This window comes from Paenibacillus oryzisoli (assembly GCF_001653565.1).
Lineage (GTDB): Bacteria > Bacillota > Bacilli > Paenibacillales > NBRC-103111 > Paenibacillus_E > Paenibacillus_E oryzisoli.
In genome coordinates, this window is record NZ_LYPB01000074.1 from 1 (window position 1) to 23,102 (window position 23,102).

Annotated in this window: 19 protein-coding genes and 1 pseudogene; 6 read left to right on the forward strand and 14 right to left on the reverse strand. The window is 49.8% G+C overall.

The genetic code is table 11. The features are described 5' to 3' along the window. Nucleotides 1-124: 124 nt before the first annotated feature. The 3 genes from rlmN to A8708_RS20155 all read right to left on the reverse strand — a co-directional run bounded on the left by rlmN (nucleotide 125) and on the right by A8708_RS20155 (nucleotide 4,181). Nucleotides 125-1,207, reverse strand: a complete 1,083-nt coding sequence (gene rlmN / locus A8708_RS20145) for a dual-specificity RNA methyltransferase RlmN (protein WP_068666745.1) — start codon at nucleotides 1,205-1,207, stop codon at nucleotides 125-127. Nucleotides 1,208-1,388: 181 nt separating this feature from the next. After that, complete coding sequence (locus A8708_RS20150) at nucleotides 1,389-2,234, reverse strand: ABC transporter ATP-binding protein (RefSeq protein WP_068666747.1); 846 nt, start codon at nucleotides 2,232-2,234, stop codon at nucleotides 1,389-1,391. Between the two features lie 162 nt (nucleotides 2,235-2,396). Beyond that, nucleotides 2,397-4,181: a methyl-accepting chemotaxis protein gene (locus A8708_RS20155; RefSeq protein ID WP_068666749.1), complete on the reverse strand. Its 1,785-nt coding sequence runs from the start codon at nucleotides 4,179-4,181 to the stop codon at nucleotides 2,397-2,399. A gap of 172 nt (nucleotides 4,182-4,353) precedes the next feature. Here A8708_RS20155 and A8708_RS20160 point away from each other — a divergent pair, with 172 nt between their 5' ends. Next, nucleotides 4,354-5,022, forward strand: coding sequence for an HAD family hydrolase (locus tag A8708_RS20160; RefSeq protein ID WP_068666751.1), 669 nt, complete (start codon nucleotides 4,354-4,356; stop codon nucleotides 5,020-5,022). 201 nt (nucleotides 5,023-5,223) lie between these two features. Then, nucleotides 5,224-5,549: pseudogene (locus A8708_RS20165) on the forward strand (antibiotic biosynthesis monooxygenase). A gap of 20 nt (nucleotides 5,550-5,569) precedes the next feature. On the opposite strand, the gene A8708_RS35545 reads toward A8708_RS20165, so the two are convergent. Then, entirely contained in the window at nucleotides 5,570-5,863 is a 294-nt protein-coding gene (locus A8708_RS35545; protein ID WP_157264907.1) for a hypothetical protein, read from the reverse strand. A gap of 130 nt (nucleotides 5,864-5,993) precedes the next feature. On the opposite strand from A8708_RS35545, the gene A8708_RS36205 reads away from it, so the two are divergent. Continuing rightward, the gene (locus A8708_RS36205; RefSeq protein WP_157264909.1) at nucleotides 5,994-6,932 is read left to right on the forward strand and encodes a hypothetical protein; all 939 of its coding nucleotides are present in this window, start codon (nucleotides 5,994-5,996) and stop codon (nucleotides 6,930-6,932) included. A gap of 88 nt (nucleotides 6,933-7,020) precedes the next feature. On the opposite strand, the gene A8708_RS20185 is transcribed toward A8708_RS36205, so the two are convergent. Then, nucleotides 7,021-7,389: a DUF4180 domain-containing protein gene (locus A8708_RS20185; RefSeq protein ID WP_068666753.1), complete on the reverse strand. Its 369-nt coding sequence runs from the start codon at nucleotides 7,387-7,389 to the stop codon at nucleotides 7,021-7,023. Next, nucleotides 7,386-7,802 carry a winged helix-turn-helix transcriptional regulator gene (locus tag A8708_RS20190; protein WP_068666755.1) on the reverse strand — a complete coding sequence of 139 codons (417 nt, stop codon included), beginning with the start codon at nucleotides 7,800-7,802 and terminating at the stop codon, nucleotides 7,386-7,388. The genes A8708_RS20185 and A8708_RS20190 overlap by 4 nt, the downstream gene beginning before the upstream one ends. 137 nt (nucleotides 7,803-7,939) lie before the next feature. Here A8708_RS20190 and A8708_RS20195 point away from each other — a divergent pair, with 137 nt between their 5' ends. The 3 genes from A8708_RS20195 (at nucleotide 7,940) to A8708_RS20205 (ending at nucleotide 11,718) form a co-directional block, all read left to right on the forward strand. Further along, nucleotides 7,940-9,163 carry an MFS transporter gene (locus tag A8708_RS20195; RefSeq protein WP_068666757.1) on the forward strand — a complete coding sequence of 408 codons (1,224 nt, stop codon included), beginning with the start codon at nucleotides 7,940-7,942 and terminating at the stop codon, nucleotides 9,161-9,163. Then, the gene (locus A8708_RS20200) at nucleotides 9,160-10,002 is read left to right on the forward strand and encodes an aldo/keto reductase (protein WP_068666759.1); all 843 of its coding nucleotides are present in this window, start codon (nucleotides 9,160-9,162) and stop codon (nucleotides 10,000-10,002) included. The genes A8708_RS20195 and A8708_RS20200 overlap by 4 nt, the downstream gene beginning before the upstream one ends. Nucleotides 10,003-10,134: 132 nt before the next feature. Beyond that, the gene (locus tag A8708_RS20205; protein ID WP_068666761.1) at nucleotides 10,135-11,718 is read left to right on the forward strand and encodes a catalase; all 1,584 of its coding nucleotides are present in this window, start codon (nucleotides 10,135-10,137) and stop codon (nucleotides 11,716-11,718) included. Between the two features lie 640 nt (nucleotides 11,719-12,358). Here the strand turns inward: A8708_RS20205 and A8708_RS20210 are convergent. From A8708_RS20210 to A8708_RS20245, 8 genes are all read right to left on the reverse strand, one after another. Further along, nucleotides 12,359-13,315, reverse strand: coding sequence for an NAD-dependent epimerase/dehydratase family protein (locus tag A8708_RS20210; RefSeq protein ID WP_068666763.1), 957 nt, complete (start codon nucleotides 13,313-13,315; stop codon nucleotides 12,359-12,361). A gap of 88 nt (nucleotides 13,316-13,403) precedes the next feature. After that, the gene (locus A8708_RS20215; RefSeq protein WP_068666765.1) at nucleotides 13,404-14,249 is read right to left on the reverse strand and encodes a MerR family transcriptional regulator; all 846 of its coding nucleotides are present in this window, start codon (nucleotides 14,247-14,249) and stop codon (nucleotides 13,404-13,406) included. A gap of 997 nt (nucleotides 14,250-15,246) precedes the next feature. Continuing rightward, nucleotides 15,247-16,263 (reverse strand): SDR family oxidoreductase, encoded by a 1,017-nt coding sequence (locus A8708_RS20220; protein WP_068666767.1) that lies wholly within the window; start codon nucleotides 16,261-16,263, stop codon nucleotides 15,247-15,249. A 27-nt stretch (nucleotides 16,264-16,290) separates the two neighbouring features. Then, nucleotides 16,291-16,791, reverse strand: a complete 501-nt coding sequence (locus A8708_RS20225; protein ID WP_068666769.1) for an SRPBCC family protein — start codon at nucleotides 16,789-16,791, stop codon at nucleotides 16,291-16,293. Nucleotides 16,792-16,904: 113 nt separating this feature from the next. Beyond that, on the reverse strand, nucleotides 16,905-18,248 hold the full coding sequence (locus A8708_RS20230) for a sugar porter family MFS transporter (protein ID WP_082927678.1): 1,344 nt from the start codon (nucleotides 18,246-18,248) through the stop codon (nucleotides 16,905-16,907). Between the two features lie 302 nt (nucleotides 18,249-18,550). Next, nucleotides 18,551-19,918 (reverse strand): response regulator transcription factor, encoded by a 1,368-nt coding sequence (locus tag A8708_RS20235; RefSeq protein WP_068666771.1) that lies wholly within the window; start codon nucleotides 19,916-19,918, stop codon nucleotides 18,551-18,553. Further along, complete coding sequence (locus tag A8708_RS20240) at nucleotides 19,893-21,353, reverse strand: sensor histidine kinase (protein WP_068666773.1); 1,461 nt, start codon at nucleotides 21,351-21,353, stop codon at nucleotides 19,893-19,895. The genes A8708_RS20235 and A8708_RS20240 overlap by 26 nt, the downstream gene beginning before the upstream one ends. Then, on the reverse strand, nucleotides 21,350-22,342 hold the full coding sequence (locus A8708_RS20245) for a substrate-binding domain-containing protein (protein ID WP_068666775.1): 993 nt from the start codon (nucleotides 22,340-22,342) through the stop codon (nucleotides 21,350-21,352). Before A8708_RS20245 ends, A8708_RS20240 begins: the two co-directional genes overlap by 4 nt. Nucleotides 22,343-23,102: the final 760 nt, after the last annotated feature.

Below are 23,102 nucleotides of genomic sequence, written 5' to 3' on the forward strand. Positions count from 1 at the left end.
TCCTAGCTACAAAGGTGGCCTGGCCCCTCCCTTGGTTGGACTTTCACCAACTAGATAATGCGTGCCTCTGGGCACGCCCCATACAAAAAAACCTGTGAATGTTCCTCATTCACAGGTCTCTCTATTATCCCGCCACAACGCTATCCCCTGTGGACTTCTTGATTTGTTTGCTGCGCAGCTGTCCACACGCGGCATCAATGTCCGTCCCGTGCTCCAATCGCACGCTGCAAGAGATGCCTTGCTTCTTGAGCGTGTCATAGAAGGCACGCACCGATTCGCGCTCACTCCGCTGATATTGGCTGTGCTCATCCACCGGGTTGTACGGAATCAAGTTAACATTCGCCAGTTGGCGGATATGCCCAATCAGTTCAGCCAGTTGAAGAGCATGTTCTCTGCCATCGTTCACGTCTTTGAGCAAAATATACTCAAGTGTAATACGACGGTTCGTTTTCTCCAAATAGTACTCTATCGCTTCCATCAACGTCTCGATCGGTATCGCCTTATTGATTTTCATGATGCGTGTACGAAGCTCGTTCGTTGGCGCATGCAAGGAAATCGCGAGATTCACTTTCAAGTCGGAGTCTGCGAACTCTTTGATCTTACCAGCGAGACCGCTAGTCGATACGGTAATATGGCGTGCCGCAATATCCAGACCCTTCTGATCCTTCACGACACGGATAAAATCAACCATATTCACGAAGTTGTCGAACGGCTCGCCGATCCCCATCACTACGATATGGCTAACGCGCTCCGCTTTGCCCATCGCGTCCAAATGAAATTGGACTTTCATAATTTGTTCCACAATTTCCGCGGCGGACAAATCACGGCTCTTAGCCAATAAGCCACTCGCGCAGAAGCTGCAGCCAATGTTGCAACCCACTTGCGTCGTCACACAGACAGATAGGCCAAATTTATGACGCATCAGAACCGTTTCGATCAAATTGCCGTCCGAGAGCTTGAACAGGAATTTCATCGTGCCGTCCGCTGACTCCTGCCGCGTGTGCTCATTCAAAGTATGAATAGCATAATGCTCGCTTAACGTGGCCAAGCAATCTTCTTTTACATCCGTCATTTCCGCGAACGAAGCGACCCGCTTGCGGTACAGCCAATCCCATACTTGCAGGGCGCGCGACTTTTTATAGCCCTTCTCGGCGAGCCATGCGACCAGTTGATCAAAAGTTAATCCATAAATGGATGAAAGTTTCATTCCGTTATCCTCTTTTCAAGACTAGCACATGCAGTCCAGTTCATCTAAGCAGCCGAAGCGTACCATATAGTTCATATTGTGCCAAAAATCCTCCCTGAACACAAGGGAAGCCTATCATTTCCACAAAGAAGAGGCACCTCCCAGTCCGGGGGTACCTCTTTCTCTGGCTCATTTACGCTAATTAAGCACTCGTTACTGCTACCTTACGTTCCTCAACTGCCGGAACTTCATCATCCGATACCAAGCCATATGGGATACAGAGTGGTACGCCAGCACGTTTATCCACGATAACATCTGCATGAATAGCAAACACGTCGAGTAGCATCTGCGGAGTTACAATGTCCATCGGTGCGCCTTCATAGACGACATTGCCTGATTTAATCGCGATCAAATGGTCCGCATAACGCGTCGCATGATTCAAATCATGCACAACCATGACGATGGTCGTATTGTGTCGCTCGTTAATTTCTTTCAACAAACAGAGAACCTCAAGCTGATGCGCCATATCCAAATACGTCGTCGGCTCATCCAAGAACAGCATATCCGTCTGCTGCGCTAGTGCCATGGCGATCCATACCCGTTGACGTTGACCGCCTGATAGGTGATCGATGGGACGATCCTTGAACGCTGTCATCCCTGTCACTTCGAACGCCCAGTTGATGATCTCGCGATCGCTACTAGACATCTTCTGAAAGCCACGCTGATGCGGGAAACGGCCATATCCGACTAGTTCCTCGGCAGTAATGCCTTCCGGAGCAGATGGAGATTGCGGTAGAATCGCTAATTTCTTCGCAATTTCCTTCGTTGATTGATGATGAATGGAATGACCGTCTAAGAATACGGTGCCTTCCGTTGGTTTTAGTAATCGTGACATTGCCTTCAAAATCGTTGATTTCCCCGAACCATTCGCACCGACTAAAGCGGTGATCTTGCCCGTTGGAATCTCAATGCTCAAATCGTTGATGATTTTCAATTTATCATAAGAAACATGCAGCTGTTCGGTATATATTCTTGTCGATATTGCCATGAGGGACATCCCCTTTTTTCAATATGTATATAGGGTTGAATGATTAATTAATTTTTCTCTATTAACTAAAAATGATAATCATTATCAATAAAAATGTCAAGGTTTTTCGTACAAAAAAAGGATGCCCTGAGGCATCCTACTTCTTCCAAGTATTTTGGATACTTATACTTTAAATCGAGCCACAGCCAACTGCAACTCATTCGACATCCCGTTTAACTCGTTAGCTGTTCTCGCCACTTCCGAAATCGTCGCTAGTTGGTGCTCCGATGCCGCCGCAACAGCTTGAGTAAGCTCCGTTGTCATGCGAGTTAATGCTGCAATTTCCACGATTCCCGCTAGTACTTCCTCTGAGCTTGCTGACATTTGCTCCGAAACAGCAGACACATCGGTCATCTGATCTACGACCTCCTGTACCGTGCCAGAAAGATCCTTGAATGTACTGTCCGTCTGTTGCGCAACAGACTGCATAGCCTCTACTTCCCCAAGACCACGATCCATCGCGATCACAGCGGTTCCCGTCTCATGTTGGACACGCTCTACGAGCTCAGCAATGCGCTCTGTCGCCAGTCGAGATTGATCCGCAAGCTTGCGAATTTCCGTGGAAACAACTACGAAGCCCTTGCCGTGCTCGCCTGCTCTCGCTGCCTCAATGGAGGCATTCAGTGCAAGCAGATTCGTTTGTCTGGTCACATGCGTAATGAGGACTGTAATCTCCCCGATTTCCTCGGACATCGACTTCAAGCTCTGAATGGCTTGTACAGCCTCCTGGACAGATCGCAGCGCTTCTTTAATTTGCAGCATGTTCTGACCCATCCGGGCGTTGCCTTCGCTCGTATGAGCGCGTGCGTGACCTGAAATATCAGTAGCATGACCTGCAGATTCCGCTACGCGTTGAATCCCAACAGCCATCTCGTTCATGGCATGACTGCTTTCCTCTGTGCCTTGACGCTGCTGCTCCGAATGCGAAGCAAGCTGGCCCATCATCTCCGAGACAGAAGCTGTAGATTCGCTTGTCTGCTGAGCGCCCGTTTGCAGCGATTGAGATGCCGCCGAAACCTGCTGCGCTGCTTGTGCGATCTGAATGATGAGGCCGCGAAGGTTTCCGACCATGTCCTTCAAGTGATTGCCCAGTACACCCAATTCATCACTGTTTTTGCTTTTGACTAGCGATGCATCCGATAAATCCCCTGCCGCTGCCGACTGTGCCAGCTTCAATAATGGCGTAATCTGACGCAGGTACAGTCGGACAATGAAGACGATGAAAAGAGTTCCGATCACAATTGCGATTAATCCCGTCCATATCGATTGGAGCGTATATTTGTTCATCTGTGTCTGTAAAACGCCATAATCGAAATCTAATCCAACGAAAGCAACAAGTTTGCCATTCTGATCTCGAATCGTACTTACCGCACTTACCCAAGTTCCTAATGTATCTTTGTAGACTCCCGTGATCCCAAAACCTGTCATCTCTGCTTCCTTAAGCGCTGTGAGCAACTCAGGAACGGGTGCATAAGGACTTGCAGGTTTCTCATCGACATATAGCTCCGAATTGGATAACAAATTCAGAAGAGCTGGCTCTCCATCCAACGTAGTCCATTCTGGGTAAAATAAGTAGGCATTTTCGACCAATTCCCCTTGAGCGACACGGTCCATATCCTCCTGTACATTCATAACAGCAGGGTCATACTTATATGCTTCATTATTTTTCTTTAATTCTGTCTTTGCTTTCTCAATGTAATCTATTTTCTGCATGAGGGGGGCGTGGAAAATCCCTTCAAGTGCGATCAAGTTATCTGACATTTGCTGCCTGTGCTGTTGATAGGAAACGAAGGTAAGCAACACGCAAAGTACAATATAGCAGGCGGCTGTCCAAGCTGAAATTTTGAAAGAAAGGGATCGAAAAAACCTTACAGATGTTTGCTTGCCTTGTGAATTAGCTTGTGACATGATTAACAAAAACACCTCCAGAGTTTTACAGCACAGCGGTTTAGGACTTAGGTCTTGTAGGCTAGTCTTCTAGATTTCGACAAAGTTCTTAGAAACCCTTCCCACGTTTATTTAGAATTTGTTTTGAGTGAGGCGATCGTTGAGATTGCAGGAAAAAAGGAGTTGTAGAAGTATGTCGGCGATTCGAGCGCTTATTTTTGATTTTGACGGGACGATTCTAGATACGGAGACAGCTTGGTATGAGGCTTTCCGAGAAATTGCTCTCGAGCACGATATTGAACTAACTATCGATACGTACGGGCAATGCATCGGTACTTCCCTGCATGTTTTCGATCCCTATGACTATCTGATTACGACTAAAAAAATACCACTGGATCGTGAAACGCTTGTTAAACTTGTCCACACGGGACATACCAAAATGATGGCCCAGGAAGGTATTCGTCCCGGTATTCTTGATTACTTGGTTGAGGCCAAAGCATTAGGCCTGCGCATAGGACTAGCCTCCAGCTCTAAACGAGCTTGGATTGATAAGTATCTGGCACAGCTGGGAATCGGTGAGTATTTCGAAACGATTCGCACAGCTGAAGATGTCGCTTTGGTGAAGCCTCATCCTGAGTTGTATGAGCTAGCGCTGAAGGATCTTGGTGTGGAGCCCAATGAGGCGATTGCCATCGAAGATTCACCCAACGGTGCTCGCGCTGCGGCAGCCGCGGGTATGCACTACATCGTCGTACCGAACACGGTTACGAAGTTCCTTTCTTTTGACGGGGAGCCGCGCAAGGTGAGTAGTTTGGAAGAAATGTCGCTGCAAGAGTTGCTGGAGGCAGTCGAGGGTAAGTAGACGATTTCGTAGTTGGAAATGACTCGGCAGGCCAAAATAATACTGGTAGACCGGGATGATCTGGTAAACGAAATGATTCTGATGACGGAAGGCTTCGATACAGAAAATTAAATAAACAGCGTACGCACGTGTTGACGTCTCCTCTATTTTGAATGATGATGATTCTCATATTCATTCGTAGTTAAGAAGGAGCTGAACCTCGTGCTTATTCAACAGAGAACCATTATTGTACAACCTGGAAATAGTGACCACGTTGTGGAACGCTTTAGCCAAGAAGGGCCGTTGGACGGCATGGAAGGGCTTATTGATGTGACCGTTATGGTCAACAAACGGAGCAAAGAGAACGAAGAGGTTGTCGATTTCATCCGTTGGGAGTCCGAGCAAGCGTGGTAGAACTGGGAGAAAAGCCCTGAGCATCTTGCAGGCCACCGCAATAGTAAGGGCAGGAACGTCCAGAATACGTCATTTCATCCCATGTAAGCATGTTTGAAGTGAAGAAAGTCCGGCCTGGCCAGTTCGGGAAATAAAAAGTTGCGCGGGGAGGTCCCTAAAGCAGCAGAGAAGCCTTAAGCGTCTCGTAAGTTAGGACAATGGTGCACGGGGAGATCCCTATTGGAGAGCAATCCGGTAGGCTAGGCACGCTATCAACTAGATGCGGAGGTTGTTCGGATGCAGAAGCATATTGCCCTCTCCAACATTGCACATCCTCACCATCTACCCCTCCACCATTAGCGTCACTTGTGTACATCACTGCACGAATAGATGGAAAAAGTACAGCTAAATTAGAGGATTCCGCTACGAAAATACGTTTAACTGGATTTCCTGCAGCTAATTTCAGCAATTTGCACGCATCTAGCTTAAAAACATGAATTTACCTGCATAATTTCCAGTTAAATCGTATTTTGGGGATGAAACATCAAGATTAGCTGTAGGTTTTCCAGTTATTCGTGGCCGCGAGGGCCGAGAGTATTTTGGTGCTGGTGCTGGTGCTGGTGCTGGTGCTGGTGCTGGTGCTGGTGCTGGTGCTGGTGCTGGTGCTGGTGCTGGTGCTGGTGCTGGTGCTGGTGCTGGTGCTGGTGCTGGTGCTGGTGCTGGTGCTGGTGCTGGTGCTGGTGCTGGTGCTGGTGCTGGTGCTGGTGCTGGTGCTGGTGCTGGTGCTGGTGCTGGTGCTGGTGCTGGTGCTGGTGCTGGTGCTGGTGCTGGTGCTGGTGCTGGTGCTGGTGCTGGTGCTGGTGCTGGTGCTGGTGCTGGTGCTGGTGCTGGTGCTGGTGCTGGTGCTGGTGCTGGTGCTGGTGCTGGTGCTGGTGCTGGTGCTGGTGCTGGTGCTGGTGCTGGTGCTGGTGCTGGTGCTGGTGCTGGTGCTGGTGCTGGTGCTGGTGCTGGTGCTGGTGCTGGTGCTGGTGCTGGTGCTGGTGCTGGTGCTGGTGCTGGTGCTGGTGCTGGTGCTGGTGCTGGTGCTGGTGCTGGTGCTGGTGCTGGTGCTGGTGCTGGTGCTGGTGCTGGTGCTGGTGCTGGTGCTGGTGCTGGTGCTGGTGCTGGTGCTGGTGCTGGTGCTGGTGCTGGTGCTGGTGCTGGTGCTGGTGCTGGTGCTGGTGCTGGTGCTGGTGCTGGTGCTGGTGCTGGTGCTGGTGCTGGTGCTGGTGCTGGTGCTGGTGCTGGTGCTGGTGCTGGTGCTGGTGCTGGTGCTGGTGCTGGTGCTGGTGCTGGTGCTGGTGCTGGTGCTGGTGCTGGTGCTGGTGCTGGTGCTGGTGCTGGTGCTGGTGCTGGTGCTGGTGCTGGTGCTGGTGCTGGTGCTGGTGCTGGTGCTGGTGCTGGTGCTGGTGCTGGTGCTGGTGCTGGTGCTGGTGCTGGTGCTGGTGCTGGTGCTGGTGCTGGTGCTGGTTAAGTGTGCGTCGGGTCAGATTATTTGAGTAGCTAAATTTGTTGATGTTACGGGTTGCGAGTTATTTTCTGTGTTGTGTTTCGTGGTGTTATTTTAGTAAGGTGCACCCTGCCACCCTACTTCACGCCATGCAGAGCATCCAAAGCCGCCTGCTCATCTGCAACAAAGAAGAATTGCTTGCCATGATTGCATTCGTAGATGAAATCGCGGAGGCTTTTGCTGTTGTATTGCTCGAATTCGCCGATAACAGCCATCTTTATCTGGTAGTTCGTATATTTCTGGAGAACGTCACCGGCTAGCTTCGTTTTGAGCTCAAAGAAATCCTCGGTCACATTCCACTGATTAATAATAAACTTGTTGCATCCCGTCAAGTATTGCACGGATGCCATTAAGTCTAGCGCATCTTGCTCACTGCTGATGAGAATGTCCGTGCTCTCGACGATAGCTACCTGAGAATCGCCCCTCTGATTAATCGATGTATTCATATCATTTCTACCTCTTTCTCCCTAAGTTCGTCGACTAGGACCTCTTCGTCCCGTTTATTCAATACATTTTCCTCTAGAACAACGAATTTATCTCCGTATTCTTTGATGATATGCGTTTCTCCCCAATTGCAGAGCGAATCCAAGATCGGTTTCAGGCTCGCCCCATACTCGCTGAGGGCATATTCCACTTTAGGCGGCACTTGATTGTATACGATTCGCTCCACGATCCCATCGTCTTCGAGCTCTCTGAGCTGTTGTGTCAGCATTTTCTGAGTAATTCTAGGCATCAGTCGCTTAAGGTCACTCGTCCTCCGTTTACCATGGGTCAAATGGCAGAGAATGACGCATTTCCACTTCCCGCCGATTACTTCAAGCGTGGCTTCCACAGAGATGTTGTACAGCTTTTTGGCCATCTAATGATTTCCCTCCATCCTTTGCTATAGGCACTAAAAAGTACCTACCGTACTTAAAAGTACGTACTGGTCAATCTGACTATTATGTCTGATAATAGCACTTACCGGCCGGGACATTCAAGTTTGGAGTGATAGCTATGAAACAAGAAACCAAAGGAAATACACTAGCGCTGCTTGCCCTTGCAGTTAGCGCCTTCGCTATTGGCACAACCGAGTTTATCAGTGTCGGACTGCTTCCGCTCATTGCTGAAGACCTTCATATATCTATCACGGGCGCAGGTTTAACCGTTACTTTATATGCGTTAGGGGTTACCTTAGGAGCCCCCATCTTAACTTCCCTAACCTCAACCGTCTCGCGCAAAACACTGCTGCTCTGGATCATGCTCGTGTTTATCGCAGGCAATCTATTGGCTGCCACGGCAAGTGGCATCGTCGTGTTGTTGATCGCTCGCGTCATCTCGTCATTAGCGCACGGGATCTTCATGTCGATCGGCTCAACCATCGCCGCTGATCTCGTTCCCGAGAACCGCAGAGCCAGCGCGATTGCGCTTATGTTCTCGGGCCTTACCGTCGCCACCGTGACCGGTGTGCCGATCGGCACGTACCTCGGCCAGCAGCTGGGCTGGCGGGCAGCGTTCTTCGCCATTGTCGCAGTTGGCGTGGTGGCACTCATCGCGAACCTGATCTTGGTGTCCTCGGATTTACGCAAAGGCATTCGGACACCGCTCGGTACACAGCTGAAGCTGGTCACCAATGGGCGACTGCTGCTCGCCTTCTCCATTACAGCCTTGGGCTACGGCGGCACATTCGTGGTGTTCACCTATTTATCTCCACTGTTACATGAGATTACAGGATTTGCAGAACATACAGTAGCGTTAATATTACTCCTGTATGGGGTTGCTATTGCGATTGGCAATATCATTGGAGGCCGCGCCGCGAATCGCAATGTAAGCAAAGCCTTGCTGATCATGTTTCTTTTACAGTCTCTCGTGCTGTTTCTCTTCATGTGGACAGCGCCTTACAAAGCCGCAGGCTTAATCACCATCTTCTTCATGGGATTACTCGCGTTCATGAACGTACCTGGCTTGCAAATTTATGTCGTACAGCTTGCTGAACGATTCGCCCCAGAGGCCAAAGATGTCGCATCTGCCTTCAACATTGCAGCTTTCAACGCAGGCATTGCCGGAGGAGCATTCCTCGGTGGTATCATTACCGACTCCATTGGCCTCATTCATACCACCTGGGTAGGCGGAGCGATGGTTTTCGGTGCTGTTCTACTCACCCTCTGGAGCCGCAAGCTTGAAAAATCAGATCAAACGGAACGATTACAACCAACCATTTTAGGAGGAATAACAAGATGAAACACAACTTACAAACCACAACTACACTTCACAATGGCGTAACTATGCCCTATCTCGGTCTTGGTGTATTTAAAGTAGAGGATGGCCCTGAGGTCGTGCAAGCCGTGAAAGCAGCCCTGCAACTCGGCTATCGCAGTATCGATACCGCGGCCATTTATGGTAATGAAAGCAGCGTAGGCCAAGGGATTCGCGAAGGGATGGCGGAGCAGGGTTTAACGAGAGATCAACTATTCGTCACATCAAAAGTGTGGAATGCCGATCTAGGCTATGAGTCTACGATTGCAGCCTACGAAGCAAGCTTGGAGAAGCTAGGCTTGAATTATCTCGATCTTTACCTTATTCATTGGCCTGTTCAAGGCAAATATGTAGAGGCATGGCGAGCGCTTGAGACACTCTATCAGGAGGGCCGTGTCAAAGCGATTGGTGTGAGCAACTTCCAAATTCATCATTTGGAAGATGTGATGGGTACCGCGTCGATTAAACCAATGGTTAACCAAGTGGAGCTTCACCCCCTTCTCGCTCAGACAGATTTACATGATTTCTGCAAAACGCATGGCATCCAGTTAGAAGCCTGGTCCCCGCTCATGCAGGGTCAGCTTCTGGATAACCCTACGCTGAAGGGGATCGCTGAACGTCATGGCAAATCCATTGCTCAAGTCATTCTGCGCTGGGATTTGGAGCGTGGCATCGTCACCATTCCGAAGTCTACGAAAGAGCACCGCATTCTCGAAAATGGTTCGATCTTCGATTTCGAGCTTTCGGCCGACGACATGGCAGCGATCAATGCGATGAATCAGAATCTGCGTGTTGGCCCAGATCCAGATAATTTTGATTTTTAATCCCTATATGGTGATGAAGCCTAAGTCCTGCCTTCTTTCTTTGGAAAGTGGGGAGGGCTCTTTGCTAGGAATAATTCCCTTTTCAATGGCAAATATTACTTTTAACTACAGTTGGGAGGATACGTTAGCGCTATGAGCCATGAACCAAATGGAAAGAACGAACAAACGAATATGACCTTAACGAACCGCCAAGGCCATCCGATCTCGGATAACCAGAACATCCGCACGATTGGCAATCGCGGCCCGTCGACACTTGAGAATTACCATTACATCGAGAAGATCTCCCATTTTGATCGGGAGCGAATTCCAGAGCGTGTCGTGCATGCGCGCGGTGCGGGGGCTCACGGGTATTTCGAAGCGTATGGTACGGTCGGCGACGAGCCGGTCTCTACGTATACGCGGGCTAAGCTTTTTCAGGAGAAGGGGAAGCGTACCCCTGTTTTTGTGCGGTTTTCGACAGTGGTCCACGGCACATACTCGCCAGAAACGTTACGGGATCCGCGCGGCTTCGCAACGAAATTTTATACGGAAGATGGCAACTGGGACTTAGTCGGCAATAATTTGAAAATCTTTTTCATCCGCGATCCGTTAAAATTCCCCGACATGGTGCATGCGTTCAGACCAGACCCTGTTACGAACCTCCAGAACCCGGAGAAAATGTTCGATTTCGTTTCCAATTCACCAGAAGCGACGCATATGATCACCTTCCTCTTCTCGCCATGGGGCATTCCAGCCAACTATCGACAAATGCAAGGGTCGGGCGTCAATACATACAAGTGGGTAAACCAGAACGGTGATGCGGTGCTTGTGAAATATCATTGGGAGCCGCTGAAGCAAGGGATGAAGAACTTGAAACAGTCTGAAGCCGAGGCGATTCAAGGCAAAAACATTAGCCATGCCACGCAGGATCTATACGAAGCCATTGCGCGTGGGGATTATCCGGAGTGGGAACTGTGCGTACAGATTCTCAGTGATGACGAGCACCCTGAGCTCGATTTCGATCCCTTGGATCCGACAAAGTTGTGGGATCATGAGAAGATTCCTTTTCGCAAAGTAGGCAAAATGGTGCTGGATCGCAATCCGGAGAATTATTTTGCGGAGGTGGAGCAGGCCGCTTTCGGGACGGGTGTACTCGTTGATGGCCTCGATTTCTCGGACGATAAGCTGCTGCAAGGCCGGACTTTCTCCTACTCGGATACCCAGCGGTATCGTGTAGGGACTAATTATTTGCAGCTGCCGATCAATGCGCCGAAGTCGCCTGTCGCGACGAACCAGCGGGATGGGCAGATGACGCTGATGGTAGACAAAGCTGCCGGGCAGAACCCGCATGTCAATTACGAGCCTTCTTCGCTCGGCGGGCTGAAAGAAGCGGCTCCTTCGGGCAAAGAGCATCAGCCGCTGTATAATGATCGTTTGGTGAGGGAGAAGATCAGCCGCACGAATGATTATGGGCAGGCGGGCGATACGTACCGCAAGTTCGAGGATTGGGAGCGCGACGAGTTGATCGCGAATTTAGTCGATGCTTTGAAGATTTGTAAGCCTGTGATACAGGCGAACATGATCCGTTATTTCGAGCAGGCCGATCCGGATTACGGACGGCGTGTGGCTGAGGGACTCGCTCAAGCGAAGATTGAGCTGGAGCACTTGGGCTCAGCCGCCGCGCAAGCGGGGGCTGAATTAGCGGAGACCGCTGGGCAGCGGTCGGACGGGTATTAGAATGCGGAAGGCACCCTGGATGGGTGCCTTTCTCTGTTGTGGGGCGAGCGCTGAGCTGAGCTGGTGCGTTAGTGATGTTTTTCATCACTAACTGCGCTCCAATCTGGCTCAGCTCGCTTGTTACGGTTCGTTAGTGATGTTTTTCATCACTAACTGCGCTCCAACCTGGCTCAGCTCACTTGTTACGGTGAGTTAGTGATGTTTTTCATCACTAACTGCGCTCCAACCTGGCTCAGCTCGCTTCTTACGGTGCGTTAGTGATGTTTTTCATCACTAACTGCGCTCCAACCTGACTCGTCACGCTTGTTACGGTGTGTTAGTGATGTTTTTCATCACTAATAGCGCTCCAACCTGGCTCAGCTCACTTGTTACGGTGAGTTAGTGATGTTTTTCATCACTAACTGTGCTCCAACCTGGCTCAGCTCGCTTCTTACGGTGCGTTAGTGATGTTTTTCATCACTAACTGTGCTCCAACCTGGCTCAGCTCGCTTCTTACGGTGCGTTAGTGATGTTTTTCATCACTAACAGTAGCGCATGAACACTTAGCCCTTCTACATCTGCAGCGTCGTCCTTACGTACTGCTTGATCTCTTCCACTGACTCCAGTTGCAGGACATAATGTGGCATAGCTCTAGCTCCTACTATTGAGCCCGCTGTTCTCTCATCATTTCCTTATACCACCGCACCGTTTGCCTAATCGCTTCCTCATGCGGGGTCGTCGCTTGCGAGCCAAAGGCCGCCTCAAATTTGCTGTGATCCAAGATGAATGGATGCTCGAATTCATAGAAGACTTCTTTGATCTCCCGCAACATGGGATGAAAAAGTCCAATCATCGTCACCATGCCACGGGATAATGTGTTAATTTTGCTGGTGGCACCCAGCTCGTCGAAAATCAGTTCAAGCATCTCCCTCGTTGTGTGCGTCTTCGCGCTTGGTATATGCCAGACTTCACCTAGGGCACGATCCTCGTGACCAAGGGTCACGAGTCCTCTAGCGAAGTCATCAATATATGTAAAGGTATGTGGGATATCCAGATTACCTAGCAGACTTACAGGCTTTCCGCTCAACGCGAAGCCAAAGACTCGCTCTCCCAGGGATGACTGTTTCACGCCTGGGCCATAGAAGTCCGAGGCGCGGCCAATCGCCACACGAACCTTCCCCGATTGATGCGCATGCAGCAATTCGTCCGCCATCTGGGCGCGTGTACGTCCCTTTTTACCAGTAGCTAGGTGGGGTAACTTCTCTGTCAAAGGCTGCTTGGTTTGGCCATACATATACAGATTGTCGCCATAGATTAGCTTCGCACCCGCAGCAGCGGCACCAGCCATAATCCCTCGGGTAAGTCCAGGAAATTGCGTCGGCCAGTTCGTATATCCGGGATGGGCGCAGTGATAGACCACTGCCGCATCCTTGCACAACGCAATTGCCTCAGTACGTTGGGAAACGTCCCCTTTGGCCACTTCTATCCCCGTCGCCTCTGACAATCTGCCGCTGCGGTTCACCATGCGTATGTGCTCGACCCCACGCCGTTTTAATTCCCTCATGACCGCCATCCCTAGTGGCCCCGTTCCCACAATCACATGCACGTGTTTACTCATTCCTCATGCCCCTCTCATCTTCAATACCTTAACGATATTGTCTACCGTAACGAGAGAGTCAAGAGACATTTAGAAATTAGTTATCAGCCTATTGAGATATCGGTACTTGAAGCTCCACGACTACATTATTGTAATCCTGAACATAGTTTTCTCTACCGAATAGGTGCAGCTCGCGAACAGGACCTGTTTGTGCAAATCCATTAGCCCCGAGCCATGTGAAAAGCGCCAGAATCCCCTCCCCAACGCCCATGAAAGGCCCTTTGTAAACCAGACTTGCCACCATTGGCTCTGCTGGAATTTCATATAGTGTGATTGGGCCAGTTGGACGTAGATGAGCTAATGAATCCAAGCTAACCCCCGCCTCAATATCGAAATTCTCCTCAATAAATTCCGTCATATGATACAGCATGTACTCTTGCTGCATATGACTATCTAGTACACCGCTTCCCAGTCCCGCCTCGAGCTCTTCGAACATTTGACAGCGGTAGACGGGCATATCTAGTACGCGTGGTACGATTCGGCGAAGCCCGGCCATGTAGAGCGCTGGTACCTGCTTAATCCCAACCTCATAAGCAGGCTTCTCACCCATTCGCTCAAGTTGATGCAACCTAGACTCAATGCGCGCCATTTGCTGTGCCGCTTCCTCGATCTGATTCGCTAGGTTCGCTTTCTTCTTGTGCATCATCTGCTTCATATCGTCCATGGTGAGTGCTTGATCGATCATCGTCGCGATTTCATCTAATGAGAACCCTGTCTCCTTCAGCACCACGATATGATGAATGCGAGTGAGCTGTTCATACGTGTAATACCGATAGCTAGTCGCGTTGTCGATATAAGCAGGCTTGAGTAGGCCTCGCTCATCGTAATGGCGAAGGGTGCGTATGGTTACCTGTGCGATTTTGGAAAAAAGTCCGATTCTAATAAAATTCGACATCGTTACCCGCCTTTCAAATCCGTGTTCAGTTATATCCATTATACGGATTTCATTTAAAATATGGCGAGTTAATTGCCGCTAGCCTTAACCCCATTTCCCTTTTTTAGCGAATCCTCAGTGCACCTTCGGCATTTCCCCAAATAGTCATGACCTAGTCACCTGTGGGCTTCCGCATACATTGGATATTCGAGTTTAGACCCGTACACAAAATAAACGGCTATACCGTCATTTGAAGGACAGGAGCATTTATCTAGAAATTCAGTATAATTATTAAGTAAAACTTATAAGTTCTGATATTTTGAGAAAAGGGACTGTACTTTGACAAGTACGTCCCTTTTGCTATGCAGCCAGCGGCAGCGGTTCAATTGGCATTCCTATGAGCATGAGTGCGACTTCCACTTTCCTATCCATGCTTGATTGCTAAAAGGGGGAGATGAGCAGCTTATGCCAATACAAGACAATAATACCTGTATTTTATCCATCTAATAGCGCCTATAATTCGTGTAATAGTGAATCAACTGGAAATTTTCCATCTAACTTGGAGTATTTGAGAGGATATCGGTGAAAACTAATGATTTAACTACATATTTTCCACCTAATCGTCGATTTCGGTAGAATTCAAGGGAATTGACTGTAGATTTTCCATTTAATCGGGATGGGATATCTGGGATCGAACGTTTTCCATCCCAGCGGGTTGGAGTATCTGGAATCGAACATTTTTCAGCTAAGGCAGGTCGGAGTATCTGAGATCGGACGTTTCTTCCTTCTCGTCGGACAGGATCTACGAAATCAGACTTTTCCATCGCGCCTGTCGGATATCTGCATTCAAATTTCTTCCTTCTCGTCGAGTTGGCATAGTCGACATCAGATCTCCCTCTCGCTAGGCGGGATAATCACGCTCCCAACGCGCGCGGATCCTTGGCGCGCGTTGCGGCGCCGACGCATGGCGGTCAACCGCCCGAAGACACATGAAGTGTCTTTGTCTTCATATACGCGATTAAGCGAGGATCGCTTTCTTCGCAGATTCTAATGCCCCAATGACCTTGTCGCACCACACGTCGAATTCTGGATCTTCCCGTTGCAGTTCGGGATTGGCCAGGATATTGGCGACTGTCCCCTTGATCCCTTGATCGAATCGTGTTGTAGCCACGAAACTGGGCACAAGCCGCTTCAACTTCGTGTTGTCGAAAACAACCGAATTCGCCTTATCCCCAAGCAAGCCGCCACGGTAGTCCTGTGCACTGCAAGCATCTAGGAAATCAGAAGCGACATGCACTGCGTGAAGCTTCACGTCTAGCGCATCTGCTATCGCTTCGTAAATCTGATTCCACGTCAATGACTCATCCGATGTGATATGAACAGATTCCCCGATCGCATGAAGATTACCCATGAGGCCGATGAATCCTTTGGCAAAATCACTGTTATGCGTCATCGTCCACAAAGACGTTCCGTCGCCGTGAATGATCACGGGCTTGTTCTCCATCAGACGCTTCGCAACCTGCCAGCTCCCTTTCGTACCATGCACACCAAGCGGGATGGAACGCTCATCATACGTATGGCTCGGCCGAATAATCGTGATCGGGAAGCCTTGCTCCCGGTATTGTTTCATTAAGTACTCTTCACAGGCGATTTTATTTCTGGAGTAAGCCCATAAGGGGTTAGATAATGGCGTGCCTTCCGTGATCCGGTAATCCGATAATGGTGTCTGATAGGCGGAAGCCGAGCTAATGAAGATGAATTGCTTGGTTTTGCCTTGAAAAAGTCGATAATCCCGCTCCAGCTGGGACGGCTCGAAGGCGATAAAATCTGCGACAACATCGAACGATAAGTCCTCGATCAGCTTCGCCACGCGCTCCTCATCATTAATGTCCGCTTGTAGGATGTTCGCACCTGCTGGTAAATCCGCATTGCGTGTACCACGATTCAATAAATAAAGCTCACAGCCTGTGGATAGCAATTGTTTCGTAATCGCCGAGCTGATGGTGCCCGTTCCGCCAATGAATAGTGCCTTCATGATTTCGCCTCCGTTATCCCTATATTCCTATATGTATGACGCCTGATTCGTCAGAAATGTGTCTATCAGCTGCTTATACTTCACATACCAGCCGTTCCACATTTCCTTACGAGAGGCAATCGTTCTACCCGCAAGCAACGCCTCAATCACATCTAAACACACGTGCCACCCAGCCAAATCTCTCGGCGTATGCTCCGTGATTTGATGTAAATACTCACTGAACACGAGAAGACATCCACCATCCGGCTCCGCATGAAGCTCGAAACGAACGCGATCCTTATCCCATGTAAAAGCCAACACCTGATCTTGGCTATACGCAAGAATATCCATGGGAACAGCTGTCCCATCAGGCATATTGAACCTCATCAACCCGCCTTCACGGAGCTCGCCCACCTCTAACTCGGGAAACCACTGGGTTAGCTTGTCATTTTCCGTCAACCATGACCAGACTTCTTTCACATCCTGCTGCCAATGACGCTCATAACGAGCCAAATATCCACCTTGGGCAGATTGAAGATCAGCTATCATACGATGCCTCCTCTACTTTGTCGTCCTAGCTTCATCTTACCTGCATAGACGGGTTCAAATCAAGAAATAGCCAAAAAGCCGAGGTTAGGGCCCCGGCCATTCTGTTCATGCTCTTATGCTTTTTTCGCGGACCATAGGGACTCGATTTCTTCCAATGATCTGCCCTTCGTTTCTGGCACAACTCGCATCGTGAAGACGAACGTCACTAAGGAGAGGATACCGAATATCCAGAAGGTTATCGCTGGACCTGCAGAGCTAAGGAGTGGCGGGAACGTCTGTGAGACCACATAATCGGCGATCCACAGTGCCATCGAAGCGATGGCTGTTGCCTTGCCGCGAATACGATTCGGGAAAATTTCGGACATGATCACCCAAACAACAGGCCCTAAGGACACCGCGAAGGAAGCTACATAAAGTAAGATAAAGACAAGTACTAGATTGCCTGATGTGTGCCCTGTGTGGAACGCAATACCGATCACCGCTAAGCAGATTGTCATCGAAGCGGAACCGACTAGCAGCAGCACTTTCCGACCCACTTTATCAATGAGCCAGATGGCAAGAATGGTGAAGAGGAAATTAATGAGTCCGACCAAAATTGTCTGTGTCAGCGCAGCATTCGTGCCTGTGCCGGTTTGTTTGAAAATCTCAGGCGCATAGTACATCACCGCATTGATACCTGTTACTTGCTGCAGAACGGCCAAGCCCACACCGACGATTAAGGCAAGCCGCAGCGCTGGACTGAACAGTTGGCGAATGGACCCATTGTCTTGTTTAAAAGATTCCTTGATCTCCACCACTTCTCTTCTAGCTAGTTCTTCCCCATGAATGCGAAGCAGAATCGGAAGTGACTCCGCTGCACGTCCTTGCTTGATCAACCATCTCGGACTCTCGGGTACGAAGAAAAGTAGAATTAAGAATACTAGGCCTGGAAAGGCGCCGAACCCGAACATCCAACGCCAGCCTGACGTAACATTCCAGACCTCATCGGAATGATTCGCAATGCTGGTATTAATAAAATACACAAGGAAAATTCCCGTCACTGTAGCAAATTGGTTCAATGCTACCAAGCGGCCGCGATATTTCGCAGGCGCTATTTCCGCGTTATACAGCGGGCACAGCGTAGAGGTGATCCCAATGCCGAGTCCACCAATGATACGTGCAATAATATACCCCGTAAATGTGTCCGGGATTGCAGATCCGATAGAACCGATAATAAACAGCAGCGCGGCTGCAATGAGCACCCTTTTCCGACCGAAACGATCACTTAGGACACCAGATGACGCTGCACCTACGATGCACCCAATAATTAAGCTGGAAACCGCCCAGCCTACCTCTACTTCACTAAGCGTAAAGCGCTCTTTCATGAAACCAACCGCACCTGATACGACGGCTGTATCGAAGCCGAATAGAAGCCCCCCGAGCGCAGCAACGATAGAGACTAGCGTGACGAATTTCATGCTTGCCTGCTGACTTGAATGATCTATTTGTACACCCACAATGATGCTCCCTTCTGACGTCTGCCGCAACTTAATGCGAGTCTTTCATCCTACATTTCGTGTGAAGCGAGACTCATTATAGCATGGGCAATTGAACAGCTGGGGAACCTTTCCCTGCACTTATTTGTGGTATACCAGCATTAAAATAATTCGTCTCAAGCTCACGCCACTTCTACGCCTCTCCCTGGCCTCCGACTAGCACAATCTTGTCTGGTAATAGCCCAATTGTCCTTGCACCAACGCCAGCAGGAGCTATTTCGGCCTTAAAGCCCCGTGCGGTATTCCGTTGGGGTCACACCTGTCACCTTTTTGAACACGCGGCTGAAATAATTGGGATCCTTATAACCAACTAAATAGCAGACTTCCTTCAGGCTAAGCTGACCCTCGCCAATGAGCTCCTTGGCCTTCTCGATGCGCAGTCGTGTCACATAGTCGATGAACGTTTCGCCTGTTTGCTGTTTGAACACTTTACTGAAATAATGAGGATTCAGGTGGACAAGCTCTGCAACATCCTCAAGCGAGATATCCGCCTGAAGTTTCTCATGAATGTAACTCAACGCCCGATCCAGCACCGTCCACGTCTGGTACTCACGCTCCTCGCGGATGCGCCGAATGGCAAGCTCCACATAGGTACGATTCGTTGCATTGTCGATGGTACGCGGCTCTGCTAAGCTTAGCTGCCCTACCGCTGGGCGTCCTTTCAACTCCTCGAAGGACCGCAGGTTGCCCCACTTTTTATCATATGTCGCAGCAAATACCGCTTCAAAGTAGGACGTTCGAATCCCCTCCATCTCAAGCCGAATCGAGCCCAAGCCGATATTCACGTCAATGCCGCGTACCTGCTGCAGATGTTCTACGAGCTTCGCTCCCAGGGAAGCAGCTTCTTCCCGCAACACTTTGCTATCCAGCTGCGCACGATCCACTAGAAAAATAGCCATATGCCAATGCACCATCGAGCTGACCACACACCCAACGCGATTCTTGAGATAGGCTTTCGTAAAGGTTTTAACGGTTTCGTATATTTTCTTCTTAGCAGTGCTTACTTCTTGGTCGGTGGTATACCTAAGCTCAGGCAGCGCAAGGACTAGCCCGCACCCCTGTTCAATAGATAGCTCCAGAATATCTGCCAAATACCCGGCATCCGTTTCATTCACAGGATCGGACATAATGACCAGCGCCATTTCCGTTTCGGCCAGCGGGAGTAGTTGGAAATATTTATCTCTCATTGCGAGCTCCCCATCCCGCTTCTGCCCCTCTTGCTCTATTTCGGCAACTAGTCGCTGCAGGAGCTCAACGATTTCATCCCTTTTGGCTGGTTTGACAAGATAATCCTTAACCCCTAGGGAAAGAGCCTCTCTGGCATACTCGAATTGCTCGTAGGCGGTTACTAGCACCATTTTCGTCTGAGGATGTCCCTCCTTGATTTCCCTTAGTGCTTCCAAGCCCTGAATACCCGGCATACGGATATCCATCAGGATGATGTGGGGGCGGTGCTCGTCCGCCTTTTGAATCGCAGTTCGGCCATTCTCTGCATGAATGACCTCGAATGTATCTGGCATCATCCTGCCGACGATCCATTCTATGCCTTCTCTCTCTAACGCTTCATCATCGGCGATCAGTAGGCGATACATCTCCAACTTCCTTTCCTATGGCAGGCAGCCGCAGCGTGACCTTCGTCCCTCGGCCAGGTTCACTCTGAATGTGGACGAGATCCTTTTGACCATAAAATAATGCTAAACGCTTGAACACATTTCGTGTTCCTAAACCTGTGGACTGGCCGTCCTCACGAGAGATCTGAGTTTCCCCGTCTACATCAAGCAACGCTTCACGTATCTCCTCGCTCATTCCCACGCCATTATCCGATATCTCAACAAGCGTTTCGTCGTTCCCTTGTGTAATCGCGAGCTGTATAACAGCTCCTGCTTCCATCCCCTCTATACCGTGCACGAACACATTTTCGAGGATCGGCTGCAGCGTCAGCATCGGAACAGGGACGTCCAGTCCGCCCTCATCAATCTCCGTTATAAACTGAATGCGATTACGAAACCTTGCCTGCTGAATGGTAAAATATTGTTTGGCATGCGCCACTTCATCCCTAAGCCGTACTGGCCGATCCAGCTTTCGCAAATTATAGCGGAGCAAATTCGACATGGTGACTGTCAAATCACTTGTTTGCTCAGCGCCCTCCAACAGGGCAAGCTTAGACAGCACATTCAAGGAATTAAAGAGGAAGTGCGGGTTCATTTGATTTTGCAACACCTCGAGCTCCATTTCTTTCAACTGCCTATCCTTCTCCAACCCTTCCGTTTCCTTCACAATCAGCGCTTTGAGGTTCTCCTGCATATGTCCAAAAGCTCGCGCTAACACGCCAAACTCATGCTCTGCCGGCAATGGAGGGATGGGGGCATGCAGATCACCATTCGACATGTGCTGCGCCACCTGAGCCAGCTGCCCAATCGGTCTCGAGATGCCCCATGAAATGCGAAAGGCTAGCACAATACTGATCAGGGTCGTGAGGATGAAAATAACAACACCCCACTGGTTCATCCCCTCCGTCTGAATCAGAATCTGCCGATAGAGTGGCTGATAGTAGCTCAGCTCTAGATCAATCAACTGATAGCCTTCCTCCTGTATGAAAGCCGCTGTCCGCTCTGCTTTTTCGTAAAAAGCTGTATACGCTAACGCATCAGGGCTGCCTGCTGCCTGGATCACACCTGCTTCTTGCGTCATGAAGGTGTCGACCATATGGGCGAAGCTGCGGAAAGTAAGGTCAGTCGTCGGGAGGGTCAGCTGCGAAGCTAATTTCTGCTGAAGTGTCTGAAGCCCCTCCTTCTGCCGTAAGAAAGCCAAGCGGCTGTCATCGCTTCGGTTCACTAGGTAGCCGTTCATTGCACGGAGATTGTCCTGCGTTTGCCCAGCAATTTGCTTGTATAACAATGCCCGATCGAGCATAACATTGTAGCTCTCTTGTACGGATCTGCCGCTATGAAAGATAAAATAAGCCACGGCATTATTCAAAATAAACAACGCTGGCAGCACAATAAACAGCATGCGACGTATGTTCACGGGGAACTCCCACTCACAGGAGTTAACGTCGTCGTGTCGAGGATGTAGGTATCTATAACATGTTGTTGCGGCAACGTGTATCCTAGGAAATGGGAAGCTAGCAGCTCTACAGCTACTGAACCGATTTCATGAGGTTGTTGCACGATAGAAGCCTTGATGGTCCCTTGACTAATCCCCAGCCTTGTCGCTGCGATATCATCGAAGCCGAACACGAGCATACCATCCCGATGCGCTGCTTTCGCCCCTTCCACGATGCCTGCGGCATCCAAGGAGCTGAATCCCACCAAGGTCTGTATAGCGGGATGTTCCCTCAGCATGGCCTCCGTATGCTTAGCAGCTTGAATACGGGATATATTCGACGCGCGGATATCTATAATTTCGAATCCGGGCCTGTTCGCAATACCAGCACGGAATCCCTCTAAACGCTGTTGCTGATTCTCCGCCTGCTCACTTCCGATAATAACGCCGATTCGCCCCTTGCCGATTGCGGCTCCAGCCACCAGCTCTCCCATCCGTCTGCCCGCTTCCCGATTATCCGTACCCACATAGGTCAATCTGCGGCTTCCCGGCTCATCCGCATCTAACGTAATTACGGGAATGCCTTGATCCATCGCTTTGCTAATCAGCCTGTCATACTGCGGCTCCTTGATCCCTTGCACAAGAAGCGCATCTGGCTTAGCTGCGATTGACTTCTCCAATAGATTTGTTTGTTCATCTGGGTTGATACGAATTGGACCCAGATAATCAATCTTCATACCAAGGCTCGCTGAAGCTTCGCTCGCGCCCCTCTCCACCATTCGCCAGAATGGGTTGTCCAGCTCTTGCGCGATGAGCATGACGTGTTTGAACGGCTCCTCGGCTTCGCTCTGCGGCTCCATCTGCCCGACGAGCCTGCCCAAATGCATCGTGGCTATGAGAAATTGCATCATGACATAGCAAAAGACAAGAATTAAGCCCAGCAGACCGAGCGTCCAGCTTCTTTTGCGCATAGCTTCACCTCCTAAGCCGTGCATTCGTCCGCTAGGAGGAACGCTTTCTGATTAGTATGAGCCCAGTGGGAGATGCACATGCAAGGTTTTCCACACGGATGCGAGCGATAAGGGCTGATTTGTGAATACCGGAGTGGGGATTTCGCGGTGAGTAGCGAGCTGTTGAAGGTGATTAACTGACAGCCGACTTCTGACACCTCAACCACACCTCAGCGAGTAGTAAGAATGCTCAGCATAATACAGGAGCATGGATTTAGCCGTGAGTAGCGAGCTGCTGAAGGTGATTAACTGGATAAACTCCATCTATTTTCGGCGATTGAGCCTCGAAAGGATGATTAGATGGATTTCATACAGGTAATTCCTCCATATTCGGCCCATTAGCGTAAATGGCATCGAATTAGCTGTAGGTTTTCCAGTTAAACACGAAAATCGGCTGAAATCAGAGAAAATAACTGTAGTTTTTCCATTAAGATGCGACGGGGGGCGGGGACTCTCAGGGAACTGACAACTGAACTTCATAGCATCGATAGCCGACCTTAGAGAGCCCACAGACGATCTTCAAAGCATCGAAAACCGAGACTCGGAGAATCGACGCCGACCTTCGAGAACCGACATCCGAACTTCAAAGCATGGACAGCCAACCTTAGAGAATCAACAAGCCGGCCTCAGACACCTCAACGACGGCACATCAGTGAGTACTAAGGATCCTCAGCATACACCCAGAATTCACAGCAACCTTAGAGGCCTCAGCAGAAAACCC

Coding starts and splice junctions, on each gene's coding strand:
- rlmN (WP_068666745.1), bottom strand. CDS start 1,207: ATGAAACTTTCATCCATTTATGGATTAACTTTTGATCAACTGGTCGCA.
- A8708_RS20150 (WP_068666747.1), bottom strand. CDS start 2,234: ATGGCAATATCGACAAGAATATATACCGAACAGCTGCATGTTTCTTAT.
- A8708_RS20155 (WP_068666749.1), bottom strand. CDS start 4,181: ATGTCACAAGCTAATTCACAAGGCAAGCAAACATCTGTAAGGTTTTTT.
- A8708_RS20160 (WP_068666751.1), top strand. CDS start 4,354: ATGTCGGCGATTCGAGCGCTTATTTTTGATTTTGACGGGACGATTCTA.
- A8708_RS20185 (WP_068666753.1), bottom strand. CDS start 7,389: ATGAATACATCGATTAATCAGAGGGGCGATTCTCAGGTAGCTATCGTC.
- A8708_RS20190 (WP_068666755.1), bottom strand. CDS start 7,802: ATGGCCAAAAAGCTGTACAACATCTCTGTGGAAGCCACGCTTGAAGTA.
- A8708_RS20195 (WP_068666757.1), top strand. CDS start 7,940: ATGAAACAAGAAACCAAAGGAAATACACTAGCGCTGCTTGCCCTTGCA.
- A8708_RS20200 (WP_068666759.1), top strand. CDS start 9,160: ATGAAACACAACTTACAAACCACAACTACACTTCACAATGGCGTAACT.
- A8708_RS20205 (WP_068666761.1), top strand. CDS start 10,135: ATGAGCCATGAACCAAATGGAAAGAACGAACAAACGAATATGACCTTA.
- A8708_RS20210 (WP_068666763.1), bottom strand. CDS start 13,315: ATGAGTAAACACGTGCATGTGATTGTGGGAACGGGGCCACTAGGGATG.
- A8708_RS20215 (WP_068666765.1), bottom strand. CDS start 14,249: ATGTCGAATTTTATTAGAATCGGACTTTTTTCCAAAATCGCACAGGTA.
- A8708_RS20220 (WP_068666767.1), bottom strand. CDS start 16,263: ATGAAGGCACTATTCATTGGCGGAACGGGCACCATCAGCTCGGCGATT.
- A8708_RS20225 (WP_068666769.1), bottom strand. CDS start 16,791: ATGATAGCTGATCTTCAATCTGCCCAAGGTGGATATTTGGCTCGTTAT.
- A8708_RS20230 (WP_082927678.1), bottom strand. CDS start 18,248: ATGAAATTCGTCACGCTAGTCTCTATCGTTGCTGCGCTCGGGGGGCTT.
- A8708_RS20235 (WP_068666771.1), bottom strand. CDS start 19,918: ATGTATCGCCTACTGATCGCCGATGATGAAGCGTTAGAGAGAGAAGGC.
- A8708_RS20245 (WP_068666775.1), bottom strand. CDS start 22,342: ATGCGCAAAAGAAGCTGGACGCTCGGTCTGCTGGGCTTAATTCTTGTC.